12 protein-coding genes are annotated in these 15,367 nt (G+C 69.6%); 6 read left to right on the top strand and 6 right to left on the bottom strand.

Annotated features, from left to right (window positions below):
* Positions 1–28 precede the first annotated feature (28 nt).
* From MUG78_RS04415 to MUG78_RS04400, 4 genes are read right to left on the bottom strand one after another with little or no spacing between them, the layout of a single operon-like run.
* Positions 29–1,759 carry a sodium/solute symporter gene (locus MUG78_RS04415; protein WP_372493279.1) on the bottom strand — a complete coding sequence of 577 codons (1,731 nt, stop codon included), beginning with the start codon at positions 1,757–1,759 and terminating at the stop codon, positions 29–31.
* Entirely contained in the window at positions 1,759–2,139 is a 381-nt protein-coding gene (locus MUG78_RS04410; protein ID WP_246992561.1) for a hypothetical protein, read from the bottom strand. Before MUG78_RS04410 ends, MUG78_RS04415 begins: the two co-directional genes overlap by 1 nt.
* A 1-nt stretch (position 2,140) precedes the next feature.
* Complete coding sequence (locus tag MUG78_RS04405) at positions 2,141–3,007, bottom strand: LytR/AlgR family response regulator transcription factor (RefSeq protein WP_246992559.1); 867 nt, start codon at positions 3,005–3,007, stop codon at positions 2,141–2,143.
* Complete coding sequence (locus MUG78_RS04400; protein WP_246992557.1) at positions 3,007–4,242, bottom strand: sensor histidine kinase; 1,236 nt, start codon at positions 4,240–4,242, stop codon at positions 3,007–3,009. Before MUG78_RS04400 ends, MUG78_RS04405 begins: the two co-directional genes overlap by 1 nt.
* 74 nt (positions 4,243–4,316) lie before the next feature.
* Here MUG78_RS04400 and MUG78_RS04395 point away from each other — a divergent pair, with 74 nt between their 5' ends.
* A complete protein-coding gene (locus MUG78_RS04395) occupies positions 4,317–5,210 on the top strand; it encodes a polyphosphate kinase 2 family protein (RefSeq protein WP_246992555.1) in 894 nt (297 codons plus the stop codon).
* Between the two features lie 23 nt (positions 5,211–5,233).
* On the opposite strand, the gene MUG78_RS04390 is transcribed toward MUG78_RS04395, so the two are convergent.
* Both MUG78_RS04390 and MUG78_RS04385 read right to left on the bottom strand, forming a co-directional pair.
* Positions 5,234–7,492, bottom strand: coding sequence for a plasma-membrane proton-efflux P-type ATPase (locus MUG78_RS04390; RefSeq protein ID WP_246992553.1), 2,259 nt, complete (start codon positions 7,490–7,492; stop codon positions 5,234–5,236).
* Positions 7,405–7,926 (bottom strand): cation-transporting P-type ATPase, encoded by a 522-nt coding sequence (locus tag MUG78_RS04385; RefSeq protein ID WP_246992551.1) that lies wholly within the window; start codon positions 7,924–7,926, stop codon positions 7,405–7,407. Before MUG78_RS04385 ends, MUG78_RS04390 begins: the two co-directional genes overlap by 88 nt.
* A gap of 136 nt (positions 7,927–8,062) precedes the next feature.
* On the opposite strand from MUG78_RS04385, the gene MUG78_RS04380 reads away from it, so the two are divergent.
* The 5 genes from MUG78_RS04380 to groL all read left to right on the top strand — a co-directional run bounded on the left by MUG78_RS04380 (position 8,063) and on the right by groL (position 15,347).
* A complete protein-coding gene (locus tag MUG78_RS04380) occupies positions 8,063–9,730 on the top strand; it encodes a class I adenylate-forming enzyme family protein (protein WP_246992548.1) in 1,668 nt (555 codons plus the stop codon).
* A gap of 33 nt (positions 9,731–9,763) precedes the next feature.
* Complete coding sequence (locus MUG78_RS04375) at positions 9,764–10,639, top strand: TetR family transcriptional regulator (protein WP_246992546.1); 876 nt, start codon at positions 9,764–9,766, stop codon at positions 10,637–10,639.
* Between the two features lie 169 nt (positions 10,640–10,808).
* Positions 10,809–11,765: a cyclase family protein gene (locus MUG78_RS04370; protein ID WP_246992544.1), complete on the top strand. Its 957-nt coding sequence runs from the start codon at positions 10,809–10,811 to the stop codon at positions 11,763–11,765.
* Entirely contained in the window at positions 11,762–13,423 is a 1,662-nt protein-coding gene (locus MUG78_RS04365; RefSeq protein WP_246992542.1) for an AMP-binding protein, read from the top strand. The genes MUG78_RS04370 and MUG78_RS04365 overlap by 4 nt, the downstream gene beginning before the upstream one ends.
* Positions 13,424–13,724: 301 nt before the next feature.
* Positions 13,725–15,347: a chaperonin GroEL gene (gene groL / locus MUG78_RS04360; RefSeq protein WP_246992540.1), complete on the top strand. Its 1,623-nt coding sequence runs from the start codon at positions 13,725–13,727 to the stop codon at positions 15,345–15,347.
* Positions 15,348–15,367: the final 20 nt, after the last annotated feature.

The raw sequence follows: 15,367 nt of genomic DNA, 5'->3' as shown, positions 1-15,367 counted from the left end.
GTCGCGACACGGCACGGGGGCGGGGGATTCAGTCGCCGGCGGGGGTGCGTTCGAGGACCATGCCGAAGCGTTCGGGCACGTGCATGCGGGCGAAGACGGTGGGGACGTCGGACCGGACCGTGCGGCGGGTGGCCAGCGACACCGCGATCATGGTCGCGAAGCTGAGTGGGACGGTGACGACGGCCGGGAAGCCCAGGATCGACGACGCCCAGCTGTCGCCGGAGGCCAGGAACGTGCCGACCACCACGGATACGCCGGAGGTCACGGACCCGACGACGAGGCCGGCGATCGCTCCGGCGGCGGTGAGGCCGCGCCACCAGATGCCGAGCACCAGCAGCGGGCACAGAGTAGCGGCGGAGACCGCGAACACCAGGCCCACCGAACGGGACAGCTCCAGGGTGCCGGCGACCAGTGCCAGCCCGATCGGCACCAGGCCGCCGACCAGGGCGCACAGTCGGAAGGTCCGGACGCCCGGCCGGAACAGGTCGGTGGACACCACGCCCGCGATGCTGATCAGCAGGCCCGACGCGGTGGCCAGGAAGGCGGCGATCGCGCCCGCGGCGACCAGCGCGACGAGAAGTTCACCGGGCAGGCCGTCGAGCACGGCCGACGGAATCATCAGCACCGCGGCGTCGGAGGTGCCGGTGGCCAGCACCTGCGGCACGTAGACGCGGGCCAGGACGCCCAGGACGGTGGGAAAGAGATAGAAGCCGGCCAGCAGGGCGATCACGGTGAGGGCCGTCCGCCGCGCCGCCGCGCCATTGCGGTTGGTGTAGAAGCGCACCAGGACGTGCGGCAGTCCGAGTGTGCCGAGGAAGGTGGCCAACATCAGCGACAGCACCTGGTACAGCGGATGGCCGCCGCCGAAGCCGCCGCCGGACCGCGACCACGCGGCCCCGGTCTGCGGCGCATCCGAGACCACCGGGGTGGCCGCGCCGGCCGCCAAGGTCAGCGACGAGTCGTCGCCCACCACGAAGCTGCCCGCGGCCACCGGGGCGTCCTGGACTTCGCGGCCGTCGAGCGTGCCGGTCACGTGCACCCCGGCCGGATCGGTCACGGTGATCGTCACTTCGGTCGGCACGGCGACGGTGGTGGCCGCGGCGACCCGGGCCGGCAGCGGGGCGCCGAGCTCCTGCGGCTGCTGCGCGAAGTGGATCACGGCGACGAGGGCGGGCACGGCGATCGCGGTCAGCTTCAGCCAGTACTGCACCCCCTGCGCGAAGGTCACCGACCGCATGCCGCCGCTCACGACGTTCACCACCAGCGCGACCCCGACCACGACGACACCGACCCAGCCGGGCGCGCCGAGCAGGATGTTCAGGGTGAGGCCGGCGCCCTGCAACTGCGGCACGAGATAGAGGACGCAGACCACCGCGACGACGATCATCGCGACGCGTCGCGCGCGCAGCGAACCCAACCGGAACTCGGCGAAGTCGGGGACGGTGTAGGCGCCGGATCGACGCAGCGGCGCCGCCACGAACAGCAGCAGCGCCAGGTAACCGGCGGTGAAGCCGATCGGGTACCAGAGCGCGTCCGCGCCGTACTTGGCGACGAGGCCGGCGACGCCGAGAAAGGAAGCGGCCGAAAGGTATTCACCGGCGATGGCGGCGGCGTTCCAGCGCGAGCCGATACTGCGGGAGGCCACCAGGAAGTCCGACGTCGACCGAGCCCCGCGTCCGCCCCAGGCACCCACCGCGACGGTGCCGAGGGTGGCCACGGCGACGGCGATGATCACCAGGACGGCACCGGAGCCGGACATCATCGGCGGTGCTCCTCGTCGTCGATCAGTCGAATGAAGTCGCGCTCGGCCTGCTCGGCGAGGCGGATGTAGAGGCGGCCGGCCAGGTACAGGACCGGATACGGTATGAGCGCCAACACGATCCAGTTGAGGTTGATCCCGAACAGGGTGGCGGTGGCGAAGCCGTCGACGGTGGCCCCGACGACCGGGACGGCGACGAAGATCAGCACCACCGCCAGGCCGATGCGCAGCGCCAGCCCCAGCTGCGCGCGCACCAGGCCGCGCACGAGGTGCTCGCCCACCGGGGTCTGCTCGGTGACTTCGGCGCGCGTGCGGACCGGGCGTGCGCCGCGGCGCTCCGAGAGGACTACGCGTTCGCGCCGCGGGCTGGTTCCGGGCATGTCAGCGACTGTCCGGTGCGGCTCCGTCGCCTCGGCGAGTCCGGAAGGAACGCAACGGATCTCGCACCAGACGATCCTTGAGGTCACGCACCTGGCGACGACTCACCGGCAACTCCACCTCGGGGGTCTCGCCGATGCCGCGGACGATCACCTTGGTGGCCGTCCCCACCGATCGCAGGCCGCTGACCATCGGCAACGACACCAGGTAGGAGCGGTGCACGCGCGCGAAACCCGATCTGGCCCAGTGTGATTCGAGCGTGGCGAGGGTGACGCGGACGAGGTAGTCGCCGGTCGCGGTGTGCAGGCGCGCGTAGTCGCCGACCGCCTCCACCCAGGCCACCGACTCGCGGGGGATCAGCGAGGTGACGCCGCCGCGTTCCACCGGGATCACGTCGCCCGTCGCCACCCCGGTGTCGGGTTCGTCGGTCGAGTCGGCGGTGGCTGGCACCGTGCCCGGGAGCTCGCCGGCGCTGTCGTCGTAGGCGGATGCGGACTGCTCGCCGCGCACCGCCAGCACGCGCTCGATAGCCTGGGAAAGCCGTTCGGCGCGAACAGGTTTGAGGAGATAGTCGACGGCGCCCACGTCGAACGCGGCGACCGCGCGATCGGCGTGCGCGGTGACGAAGACCAGCGCGGGCGGCTGCGCGTACCGAGCCAGCACCGCGGCCAGTTCCATCCCATTCAGTCCGGGCATCGAGATGTCGAGGAAGGCGGCTGTCACCGACTGCTCGGACAGCAGCCGGAGCGCCTCGGTGGCGTCGGAGGCCCGCACCACTTCGCCGACGGCCGGGTGCTCGCCGAGCAGGTAGGCCAGTTCGTCGAGAGCGGGGGCTTCGTCGTCGACGGCCAGTACCCGTAGCGCTGTCATCAGCCTCGTCCCTCCTGGCCCGTCGCGTCGGCGCGGATGCCGCTGGCGAACTTCGGGACACGCATGCTGACCTTGGTGCCCGCGCCGATCCCGGTGTCGACGATCAAACCGTAGTCGTTGCCGAAAGCCGAGCGCAGTCGTTGATCCACATTGGTGAGACCCACGTGCGCGCCCTCGGTCTCCTGGGAGAGCAGATCCGACCGGGGGAGGGCGTCGATCGCGCCGCTGCGCAACAGTTCGGGGTCCATGCCGACGCCGTCGTCCTCCACGCTGATCTCGCAGGTGGTGCCGACGCTGTGCGCGGAGATGGTGATGGTGCCTTCGCGACGGCCGGCCAGGCCGTGCCGCACGGCGTTCTCCACCAGCGGTTGCAGCGCCAGGAAGGGCACCACGACGCCGAGCACCTCGGGGTCGACGTTCAGTCGAACGCCCAGGCCTTCGCCGAACCGGGCGCGCTCCAGCGTGAGGTAGCGGTCGATGTTGCGCAGCTCGTCGGCGAGCGCGGTGTACTGGCCGGCCGCGCGGAAGGAGTATCGGGTGAAGTCGGCGAAGTCGAGGATGAGCTCGCGGGCCCGCGCCGGATCGGTGCGCACGAACGAGGCGATGGTGCCCAGCGCGTTGTAGATGAAGTGCGGGTCGATCTGGGCGCGCAGCGCCAGCACTTCCGCGCGGTCCAGGCGGGCCCGCGAGGCGTCCAGCTCGGCCAGCTGCAGCTGGGTGGCCGCATAGTTCGCCACCTCGGTGATGGCGCCGATCTGGCCGGGGCCGGGCTGGCGCACGGTGGCCACGACGAGGACGCCGGAACTGGCGTCGTCGCCCATCAGCGGCGCCGCGATGAGCTTGCGGACGAGGCCGCCGTCGCCGCCGGGATAGTCGCTCAGAACACGTCGTCGAGCATTGAGGGCCTCGACGGCCAGGGCGGATGCGGCGGTCAGCACGCGGGGCCGCCAGATCTCGTCGGCGCCGTCCCGGCCCAGCAGGATCCCGTCGGCGTCGAACAGGGCTACGCCCTCGGCGCCGGTGAGGGCGCGGAGCGGACCGACGGCCGACGCGGCCGAGGTGTCGGTGAGACCGTCGCGCAGCGGATGCGCCGCAGCAGCGGCCGCGGCGAGGGTGTCGTGCACGGCGCGCTCGTGCGGGGTGGAGACCACCCGCCGCGTGCGCAGGACGACGATGAACAGCACCACCGCCAGGGTGCCGCCGAGCAGCAGGATCGCGATCAGTTCACCGGACATCGTGCCTACAGAATCTACGTGCCGACGCCGCGAATCGGGCAGAGTGGACGCGGAGGGCCACGGGAGGAGAAGACATGGTGAATACGGTCGACTGGGGGAAACTGGCGAAGTCGACACGGGTGAAGCCGGGCAGCACGGTGCGCCTGTCCCGGGACTTCGATCCGGCCGCGAAGCCGAAGGGCATGACGAAGAAGGACGGCCTGGCGCAGCTGGCCGCGGGTAAGGAAGAGCTGTTCGCGCTGCAGGACAAGTTCTACGCCCAGGCCGACCGGTCGCTGCTGATCGTGCTGCAGGCCATCGACGCCGCGGGCAAGGACGGCACGGTGAAGCACGTGATGTCCGGCATCAACCCGGAGGGCGTGGACGTGCACTCGTTCAAGGCGCCCTCGACCGAGGAGCGGTCGCACGGCTACCTCTGGCGGCATCAGAAGGTGGTGCCCGAGCTGGGCAAGATGGGCATCTTCAACCGCTCCCACTACGAGAACGTGGTGGTGACGCGCGTGCACCCGGAGATGCTGTGGCCCACCACTGCGGCGAGCTCGGGCGACGACCTCTGGCAGCGGCGGTACGACGACATCAACGCCTGGGAGCGGTACCTCACCGACAACGGCACCACCGTCGTCAAACTCTTCCTCAACGTCTCCGCGGATGAGCAGGCGCGCCGTTTCCTCGCCCGCATCGACCGGCCCGACAAGAACTGGAAGTTCTCCACGACCGACATGGCTGAGCGCGAGCTGTGGCCGGAGTATCAGCGGGCGTTCGACGACATGCTGAGCAATACCAGCACCGATCACGCGCCGTGGCACGTGATTCCGGCCGACCACAAGTGGGCGAGCCGGTTGGCGACGTTCTCGGTGCTGCTGGACGTGATGCGCGGTCTGGACCCGCAGTATCCGACGGTCTCCAAGGCCGAACGGGACTCGCTGGGCAGCTACCGCAAGATCCTGCGGAAGGAACTCGGCGACTGATCTTCGCCCTCGCGTCGGCGGTGTCAGAGCCTGCGTAGGGCGTGCTCGATGTCGCGCCCTTCGTCGCCGGGCCGGCCGGGGGCGAGGTGGCTGCGCATGCCGATGCGGCCGCTGCGCCACATGCTCAGTTGCAGCCAGTGCCGATCGGCGAAGTGCACCTTCGCCAGCAGGACGCGCACACCGCCGACGAGGAACATCCAGGCCAGGCACCAGGCGAAGGTCAGACCCACCATCGGCCACGGCAGCGGATCCACCAGCCAGCCGAAGCCGACCATCAGCACCGTCAGGGCCGCGGTCAGCACGTTGGCCGCCAGCAGTTGCCACGACGGGAACGGCCGCCGGAAGAACCAGCCCTCTGCGCGGGTCACGAACAGCAGGAAATGGCCTCCGATGCCGAGGGCCAGGAACATCGCGGACTGGATCTGGCCGACGGCGACGCCGTCGGTGCCGTCCCACACGTGCATGCCGAGGACGCCGCCGTCGATCTTGGTGAAGCCCCAGACCAGGAAGAAGAAGCCGAGCAACTCGACCACCGTGACGAGCCCCAACATGATCGAGGTGGGCAGGATCGATCGCATCCGCCAGCGGATGGGTCGGTCGGCGACGGGGGTGTTGTCGTAGGCGATCGCCATGATCGGCACGTCGTCGAGCAGCGAGATGAACACGATCGCGACAGCGGTCAGCGGCTGGAAGCCGGCGATCAGCGTCGCGAGGACCACCAGGAACATGAGTGCGATGGTCAGTGCCACGCGGTACAGCGTGTAGCTGGTGATGCGGCCGAAGATCTTGCGGGCCTCGACGATGGCGCTGTTGATCACGGTCAGTCCGGGTGCGGTGAGCACCAGCGCGGCGGCGCCGCGGGCGGCGTCGACCGCGGTGGAGACGGCGATACCGCAGTCGGCTTGCTTCAGCGCGGGCGCATCGTTGACGCCGTCGCCGGTCATGCCGACCAGGTGGCCGCGCTGCTGCAGGGACTTGACGATCGCGTACTTGTGCTCGGGCAGCACGCGGGCGAAGCCGTCGGCCTTCTCGATGATCGCGGCGATCTCGGGTGGGACGTTGTCCGGGTCCATGTCGGCCGGGAACACGTCCGGCGCGGAGATGATGTGGGTCCCCATGTTCAGCTGCTTGGCGGTTTCCACGGCGATGGCGGTGTCGTCGCCGGTCACCATCTTGACCGCGACGCCGGTGGCCTCGACGTCGGCGATGGTGGCCTTGCTGCTGTCCAACGGCGGGTCGAACATCGACAGGAGGCCGAGTACCTCCCACGTGGCGCCGTCGTCGGTGGACCGGGCCACGGCCAGCGCGCGGAATCCATGCGAGGCGAGGTCGGCGACGGTCGCGGTGACCTGGTCGGCCACGTCGCCGGTGGCGCCGGTCAGTCCGACGATCGCGGCCGGTGCACCTTTGGCGATCCGCACGCGCGTGCCGTCGGTCTTGCTGACGGTGGCCTCGGTGTATTTGATCGCCGGATCGAACGGGGTGAACGACTCCTGCTTCCACTCCTCCAGCGACGCGGGGTCCTCGACTGCGGCGAAGACCGCGGTGTCGATCGGGTCCTTGTCGCCGGCTTTGGAGGCCAGTGCGGAGGCGACGATCAGGTCGTCGGCGTCCGTGGCCGCCATCAGCACCGGTTGCTGCATGCTCAACTTGTTGGCGGTCAGGGTGCCGGTCTTGTCGGAGCAGAGGATGTCGACGCCGGCCATCTCCTCGATGGACTCCAGCCGCGAGACGATGGCCTTGTGTTTGGACAGTTCCAGCGCGCCCAACGCCATGGTCACCGAGAAGACCGCCGGCATGGCCACCGGGATGGACGCCACCAGCAGCACCAGCACGAACTGCACGATGCCCAGTGCATGCGTGGTGATCTCGGCGGAACTGCCCGACCACTGGGTGTCGAAGTTCTGGAAGACCTCGAAGAACACCAGAATCACCGCCAGCGCCACGGCCACGGCGATCAGGAAGTCGCCGATCTGGAACATCGCCTTCTGCGCGTGCGACACCGCGCCCGCGCCGGCCACCAGCTTGGCGGTCTTACCGAACATGGTGTCGGTACCGGTGGCGATCACCACGCCGGTGGTGTCCCCGCCCTTGACCACCGAACCGGAGAACGCCGGATCGCCGGGATGTTTGCGGACCGGCACCGATTCGCCGGTCAACGCCGACTGGTCGATGGACGCCGTGCCGCTGCCGGTCAGCCGCAGGTCAGCGGGCACCACCTCGCCGATCTCGATGCGGACCACGTCGCCGGGGACCAGGTTCGCCGCGTCGATGTCGGCCACGTGCCGTCGCGCAGCACGGTGGCCGACGGGGCGAGGCCCGCCTGGAGTGCGGCCAGGGCGGCTTCGGCCTTGCGGTCCTGGGCGAATCCGAGGCCCGCGTTGAAGAGCAGGAGGTCGACGATGATGCCGAAGTCTTCCCAGTGCTGCAGGGCTGCGGAGACGATGGCCGCCGCCTCGATCATGTACGAGATCGGTCCGGTGAAGTACCCGAGGATCTTCGTCCAGAGCGGCTCGCTGCGCGTGGGGAAGGCGTTGGGGCCGTACTTCGTGAGCCGCTGGGCGGCGTCGGCCGCGGTCAAGCCGACGGCGGGGTCCACCGCCAACTGTCGGAGGACGTCGGCGAGTGCCATCTCGGTCAGATCTGGTGTGCCGTCCGCAGGGGCAGGCGAGTCGGTGTTGGCCGTCTGCGACGGCGCCGAGGCTGGTGTGGCCATGATCCACCCGTCTAGTCATGTGCTGAGAGTGAGAAATGTGGTGTGAGTCTAGCCCGCAAATCGGACGCACCGGGCACTATTTATGCAGGTCCGAGACCGTTGCATAGGGAACTGGTGGGAGGCTTACACTCGGCCTGTGACCGGGTACGACGACAAGCCGTGGCTCGCGGCCTATCCACCGGGACGACCGCCGCATCTGCGGCGTGCGTTCTCCACCGCCCTCGATATGTTCGACGCCGCGGTGCGCTCCGCGCCCGACGCGGCGGCGATCCATTACTTCGACCGATCGCTGCGCTGGGCGGAGGTGGATCGGGCGGCGGAGGCCGTGGCCTCGTTGCTGATCGCACGTGGCTTCGCGCCGGGGGATCGGCTGGCGCTGTGTCTGCAGAACAACCCGGCATTCGTGGTGGGGTTGGTGGCCGCGTGGAAGGCCGGTGGCACCGCGGTGTCGCTGAGCCCGATGTCCACCGAGGCCGATCTCGCCCGCAGCTTCGCCGCGTTCACCCCGTCGGCGCTGCTGGTGCTCGACGACCTCTACGTCGATCGCATCCGGCCGATCCTCGACACCGGTGACACCGGTGTCGCAGTGGTGGTGACCACCTCGGGGCTGGACGGGCAGACCGAGGACGATCCGCGGATCTTCGCCGACGTCGATCGTCGTCGACCCGCGGACACGGTGGATCTCGCTGCGCTGGTCGACGCTCATCTCCCCGGGCCCGGCGTGCTCGCCGCCCTGGCGCAGCGGCGGGTCGGGCCGTCGGACGTGGCGGTGCTGGCGGCGACGTCGGGCACCACCGGTCCGGCCAAGGGCGCCCAGCTGACGCATGCGAATCTCGCCTTCAGCGCCCAGGTGTATCTCGACTGGTCCGGGCTGGCGCCCGGGGAGCCGGTGCTGGGGCTGGCCCCGGTGTTCCATGTGACCGGACTGGTCGGCGGGGTGTGTCTGGCGATGATCGCCGCCTCGCCGCTGGTGCTGACGCATCGCTTCGAGCCCGCGGTGATCGCGGCCGCGGCGGCCCGGCGACGGCCGGTGTTCTGTGCCGCGGTGATCACCGCGTACATCGCGCTGGCCGACAGCCCGGACGTCGACGCGGCCGATCTCGCGTCGTTGCGGCTGCGCTACTCCGGTGGCGCGCCCATCGATCCGGACGTCGCCGATCGGCTCGAGGAACGGCTCGGCGGCTACATCCACAACATCTACGGACAGACCGAGACCACCTCGCCCTCGCACGCGGTGCCGCCCGGCACTCGCGCGCCGATCGATCCCGACTCGGGCGTGCTGTCGGTGGGCGTTCCGGTCTTCGACACCGTGGTTCGGGTGATCGACGACGACGGCGCAGACCTGCCGGTCGGGGAGATCGGCGAACTGGTCACCACCGGCCCGCAGGTGATTCCGGGCTACTGGCACGATCCGGTGGCCACCGCCGACGCCTTCATCGGCGGTGCGCTGCGCACCGGGGACGTGGGCTTCATGGACGCCGACGGCTGGTTCTACGTGGTCGACCGGAAGAAGGACCAGATCAACGCCGCCGGCTACAAGGTGTGGCCGTCGGAGGTGGAACGGCTGCTGGCCGGGCATCCGGACGTGGAGGAAGCCGCGGTGATCGGCATTCCGGACGAATACCGAGGTGAGACGGTCAAGGCCTTCGTGGTGCCGCGGCCGGGCAGCACGTTGGACGTCGACGCCGTGATCGCCTACTGCCGGGCGAATCTGACGGCCTACAAGTATCCGCGCGAGGTGGAGATGGTCGCTGCGCTGCCGCGCACGGCCACCGGCAAGGTGCTGCGCCGCGCTCTGCGCTGACCGTGCGGCGGGCCGCCCGGTAGCCTGTTCAGTATGGCTGAACAGGTCGACGAGGCGGTCGGCGAGGCGGTGCGTGCGCTGCGCGGTCGGCGGGGGATCACCCTGCGCGAGCTCGCGGCGCGGTTGGCGGTGAGCCCGGGGACCGTGAGCGCGATCGAGAACGGCAAAGTGGGGCTCACCGTGGCGCGTCTGCACCAGGTGGCCCTCGCTCTCGGCGTGGAGCCGGCGAGCCTGCTGCAGCCCGCGCCGAGCGGGCCGAGCGGTGTGCCGAGCGGTGTGCGGGGCGACGCGGTGCCGACGCCGACGGCCGTCGACGCCGAGTGGGCGGTCTTCGAGGAGCTGTCCCTGGATCCGGTGCTGACCGCGGCGGTGCAGGTCTTCGCCGAGACCGGCTATCACGGCGCCACCATGCGGGTGGTCGCTGCGGAGGCCGACCTCTCGGTGGCCGGCGTCTACCGTTATCACCGCAGTAAGCAGCACCTTTTGGTGGCATTGGCGGACGTTCAGCTCGGCGATCTCGGCTGGCGCGTGGAGGCCGCCGCGGCGCAGGCCGCCGACCCCGCGGGTGCGTTCGCCGACATGGTGCGCGCGGTGGTGCTGGCGCAGGTGCATCGCCGCGATCTGTCGTTCATCGTCGAGACCGAACTGCGCAGTCTGCAGGAGCCGGACCGTTCGCGGATCGTCGCGCTGCGCGCCGATGTGGAGCGCGCGATGATCGACGCGGCCGTCGCCGCCGCGGCCGCCGGACTGTTCAGCGCGCCTGATCCGGCGGCCGGGGCGCAGGCGGTGCTGTCGCTGTGCCGGGCGGTCGTACTGCGGTTGGACGGCGGCGAGCTCCCCGATCCGCCCGCGCTCGCCGCCGAGTACGCGGGCCTGGCGCTGGCCATGCTGGGCAGCCGAGTTCAGTAATACTGAACCTACTGCTCGTCGGCGGCGGCGGGGAATCCGCCCTGGTCGGGCAACTTTCCGGTAGTGCTTGACGAATCACGATTAGCGTGTGATTCTCATCTCGTCGACTGGAGTAAACGTTCGTTCCGGTCGGTTGCGATCCTCACCTCCACTCGGAAGGCGCCTGAACATGACCGAAGTACCTGAACTCACCGAACTGCTTGCCGACTCGCCCACCAACTGGGGCAAGTGGGGTCCGGACGACGAGGTGGGCAGCCTCAACTACCTGACCGCCGAGCAGGTTCTGCGCGGCGCCGCGCTGATCCAGCGCGGCGAACTGTTCACGCTGCAGCGGCTGATCGGCGACCCCAAGGGCGACCCGGTGTGGCCCGGTCGCACGCCGGCCACCAAGGAGATGGTCTGGGACGAGTCCGACTGGGATGAGGGCGGCGACGGTCCGCAGTTCCCGGGCGGCCTGCACTACGCCGACGACAAGCTCGAAGCCTTCCTGCAGGGCTCCACCCAGTACGACGCCCTCGGCCACGTCTGGTACGACGGCCAGATCTGGAACGGCTACGACGCCCGCACCACCGTCGGCGGCCTGTCCAAGGCCAGCGTCGAGCCCATCGCCCAGCGCGGCGTGGCCGGTCGCGCGGTCCTCCTGGACCTCGCCCGCTGGCGCGGCGTCGAGGCGCTCGGCGCCCGCGAAGCCTTCAACCACGAAGACCTGCAGGCGTGTGCCGCCGCGCAGGGCGTGGAGCTGCGTCCGCGCGACATCCTGATCCTGCGCACCAACCACCTGGAACTCTTCTTCCAGGACGAGGCCGCCTTCTACGCCGACTTCGGCGAGCCGGGTCTGGTCTACTCGCCCGAGCTGGTGCAGTGGTTCGCCGACATGGAGATCCCGAACCTGGTGACCGACACCATCGCCAACGAGGTCACCTACGACCCGGAGAGCGGTGCCGCGCTGGTGCTGCACAACGCCCTGATGCGCAACCTCGGTGTCGCCTTCACCGAGATCTGCGACGTCGAGAAGCTGGCCGCCGACTGCGCGGCCGACGGCGTCTACGAGTTCTTCTACGTGGCCGCCCCGCTCAAGATCCACGGCGCCAGCGGCTCCCCGGTGAACCCGGTCGTGATCAAGTGACCTACGCAGATCGGCCGTGGCTGGCGCGGTACCCCGACGGGCAGCCCGCCGACATCGAGCCCGAGTTCGACTCCGGTCTGGCGGTCTTCGACGCGGCCGTGGCGGCCGCGCCGGACGCCGAGTTCCTGCAGTACTTCGGCACCTCGCAGACCTTCTCCGACGTCGATCGGGCCGCGCGCGCCCTGGCATCGGCGCTGGCCGAACGTGGTTTCGGCCGCGGCGACCGACTGGCGCTGTACGTGCAGAACAACCCGGCCTTCATCATCGGCATGGTCGCCGCGTGGCGCCTCGGCGGCGTCGCCGTGGCGATCAACCCGATGAACAAGGAACGCGAGCTCGCGTACCTGCTGAAGGACTCCGGAGCCATCGCGTTGCTGGCTCTCGACGATCTGTACGCGCAGATCGGCAAGCCGGTGATCGACTCCGGTCAGACGCAGGTCACCACGGTGATCACCTGCTCGGCACTCGACATGCAGGACCGCGCCGACGCGCGCCTGTTCGCCGACACCGAGCGGGTGCGGACCGAGGGCACCCTGGATCTGGTGGAACTGATCGCCGCCGGCGGCGGCGACGACCTGCCCGATCCGGGCCTGGGGCCCGACGATCTGGCGGTCCTGGCCTACACCTCCGGCACCACCGGCGACCCGAAAGGGGCGATGAACACCCATGGGAACTTCGCCTTCAACGCGCAGACGTACCGCGAGTGGACCGGGCTGCAGGCCGGCGAGGGCATCCTCGGTATCGCGCCGCTGTTCCACATCACCGGCCTGGTGGGCCACATCATGGCGGCGATGCTGATCCGGTCGCCGCTGGTGCTGGCCCATCGTTTCGAGCCGTCGGTGATGCTCGACGCCATCCGCGAGTACCGCCCGGTCTTCACCATCGGTGCGATCACCGCGTTCAGTGCGCTGGCCGCGGCGCCGGGCGCCACCAAGGACGACCTGTCGAGCCTGCGGGTCCTGTACTCCGGCGGCGCACCCATCGCACCGTCGGTGGGCGACCGGCTGGAGGCGCTCTACGGCGCCTACATCCACAACATCTACGGCCTCACCGAGACCAACTCGCCCTCGCACGCGGTCCCGCGCGGCGTGCGGGCGCCGGTGGACCCGGAGTCGGGTGCGCTGTCGGTGGGAGTGCCGGTGTTCAACACGGTGGTCCGCGTGGTCGGCGCCGACGGCAAGGACGTGGCGGTCGGCGAAGTCGGCGAGTTCGTCACCGCCGGCCCGCAGGTGGTGCCCGGCTATTGGAACAAGCCGGAGGCCACGGCGTCGTCGATCCCCGACGGTGCGCTGCACACCGGTGACGTCGGTTTCATGGACGCCGACGGCTGGTACTACGTCGTCGACCGCAAGAAGGACATGATCAACGCCTCCGGCTACAAGGTGTGGCCGCGGGAGGTGGAGGACGTCCTCTACACCCATCCGGCGGTGCGTGAAGCGGCCGTCGTCGGGGTGCCCGACGAGTACCGCGGCGAGACGGTCAAGGCCTTCGTCTCGCTGCAGCCCGGCGCCGCACTGACTCCCGACGAACTGATCGCGTTCGCCAAGGAACAGATGGCGGCGTACAAGTACCCGCGCTCGGTCGAGATCGTCGACGAGCTGCCCAAGACGGTGACCGGCAAGATTCTTCGCCGGGAACTGCGCGACGCCGTGAGCTGAATCCCCCCCTGCAGCTCACGGCGGCGCGACGCGGCCCTCTCTCACATTCCCCCCCCGAGAGAGGGACGACGCGGCCCCTCTCCTCATCCCCCCCGAGGAGAGGGGCCGCACCCGTCTGCACGCCGTCGTGCACCTTGCACTCGCCCCCGTCGAGTGCTAAAAACGAGGTTGGCACTCGCGGTGTGCGAGTGCCAGGTCGGGACGGTGAGATCGGTCCAACAGACACCCCGGTCGTCCGTCGCGGGCACCGAGTCCGGCCAGAGAACCAAGTGTCGCCCCCCACACGGAGGATCACTGAACTATGGCCAAGCAGATTGCTTTCGATGAAGAGGCCCGTCGCGGCCTCGAGCGGGGTCTGAACGTCCTCGCTGACACCGTCAAGGTGACGCTGGGACCCAAGGGTCGCAACGTCGTCCTGGAGAAGAAGTGGGGCGCCCCCACGATCACCAACGATGGCGTGTCCATCGCCAAGGAGATCGAGCTGGAGGACCCCTACGAGAAGATCGGCGCTGAGCTGGTCAAGGAAGTCGCCAAGAAGACCGACGACGTCGCGGGCGACGGCACCACCACCGCCACCGTGCTGGCGCAGGCGCTGGTCCGCGAGGGCCTGCGCAACGTTGCTGCCGGCTCCAACCCGATGGGCCTCAAGCGCGGCATCGAGAAGGCCGTCGAGGCCGTCTCCGCGTCGCTGCTCGACTCCGCCAAGGAGGTCGAGACCAAGGAGCAGATCGCTTCGACCGCAGGCATCTCCGCCGGCGACCAGAGCATCGGCGACCTGATCGCCGAGGCCATGGACAAGGTCGGCAACGAGGGTGTCATCACCGTCGAGGAGTCGAACACCTTCGGCCTGCAGCTCGAGCTCACCGAGGGCATGCGCTTCGACAAGGGCTACATCTCCGGCTACTTCGTCACCGACGTCGACCGCCAGGAGACCGTCCTCGAAGATCCGTACATCCTGACCTACTCGGGCAAGATCTCGACTGTCAAGGATCTCCTTCCCCTGCTGGAGAAGGTCATCCAGGCCGGTAAGACCCTGCTGATCATCGCCGAGGACGTCGAGGGCGAAGCCCTGTCGACCCTCGTGGTGAACAAGCTGCGCGGCACCTTCAAGTCCGTCGCCGTCAAGGCCCCGGGCTTCGGCGACCGCCGCAAGGCCATGCTGGCCGACATCGCCATCCTCACCGGTGGCGAGGTCATCAGCGAAGAGGTCGGCCTGAGCCTGGAGACCGCCGGTCTCGAGTCGCTCGGTACCGCTCGCAAGGTGGTCGTCACCAAGGACGAGACCACCATCGTCGACGGCGCCGGTGACAACGAGCAGATCGCCGGCCGCGTGGCCCAGATCCGCAACGAGATCGAGAACAGCGACAGCGACTACGACCGCGAGAAGCTGCAGGAACGTCTGGCCAAGCTGGCCGGCGGCGTTGCAGTGATCAAGGCCGGCGCTGCCACCGAGGTGGAGCTCAAGGAGCGCAAGCACCGCATCGAAGATGCCGTGCGCAACGCCAAGGCTGCCGTCGAAGAGGGCATCGTCGCCGGCGGTGGCGCTGCTCTGTTGCAGTCCGAGGGCGCCATCGAGGGTCTCGACCTCGAGGGTGACGAGGCCACCGGCGCCAGCATCGTTGCTGCCGCGCTGTCGGCCCCGGCTCGCCAGATCGCCATCAACGCGGGCCTGGAGCCCGGCGTCGTCGCCGACCGGATCCGCAACGCGGACAAGGGCACCGGCCTCAATGCTGCCACCGGCGTGTACGAGGATCTCCTCGCGGCCGGCATCAACGACCCGGTGAAGGTCACCCGCTCGGCGCTGCAGAACGCTGCGTCGATCGCGGCGCTGTTCCTCACCACCGAGGCCGTCGTCGCCGACAAGCCCGAGAAGAACCCCCCGGCCATGCCGGGTGGCGACGAGATGGGCGGCATGGGCTTCTGATCTGATCAGAACCCGCTGCA

Source organism: Gordonia alkaliphila, assembly GCF_023017165.1.
GTDB lineage: Bacteria > Actinomycetota > Actinomycetes > Mycobacteriales > Mycobacteriaceae > Gordonia > Gordonia alkaliphila.
The sequence above is the reverse complement of the archived record's forward strand: the minus strand, read 5'-3'. Positions and strand labels throughout refer to the sequence as shown.

Excerpts from the sequence above, each read along its gene's own strand:
- MUG78_RS04370 (WP_246992544.1), top strand. The coding sequence starts at position 10,809 with ATGACCGAAGTACCTGAACTCACCGAACTGCTTGCCGACTCGCCCACC.
- MUG78_RS04415 (WP_372493279.1), bottom strand. The coding sequence starts at position 1,759 with ATGTCCGGCTCCGGTGCCGTCCTGGTGATCATCGCCGTCGCCGTGGCC.
- MUG78_RS04385 (WP_246992551.1), bottom strand. The coding sequence starts at position 7,926 with ATGGCCACACCAGCCTCGGCGCCGTCGCAGACGGCCAACACCGACTCG.
- MUG78_RS04375 (WP_246992546.1), top strand. The coding sequence starts at position 9,764 with ATGGCTGAACAGGTCGACGAGGCGGTCGGCGAGGCGGTGCGTGCGCTG.
- MUG78_RS04405 (WP_246992559.1), bottom strand. The coding sequence starts at position 3,007 with ATGACAGCGCTACGGGTACTGGCCGTCGACGACGAAGCCCCCGCTCTC.
- MUG78_RS04395 (WP_246992555.1), top strand. The coding sequence starts at position 4,317 with ATGGTGAATACGGTCGACTGGGGGAAACTGGCGAAGTCGACACGGGTG.
- groL (WP_246992540.1), top strand. The coding sequence starts at position 13,725 with ATGGCCAAGCAGATTGCTTTCGATGAAGAGGCCCGTCGCGGCCTCGAG.
- MUG78_RS04410 (WP_246992561.1), bottom strand. The coding sequence starts at position 2,139 with ATGCCCGGAACCAGCCCGCGGCGCGAACGCGTAGTCCTCTCGGAGCGC.
- MUG78_RS04400 (WP_246992557.1), bottom strand. The coding sequence starts at position 4,242 with ATGTCCGGTGAACTGATCGCGATCCTGCTGCTCGGCGGCACCCTGGCG.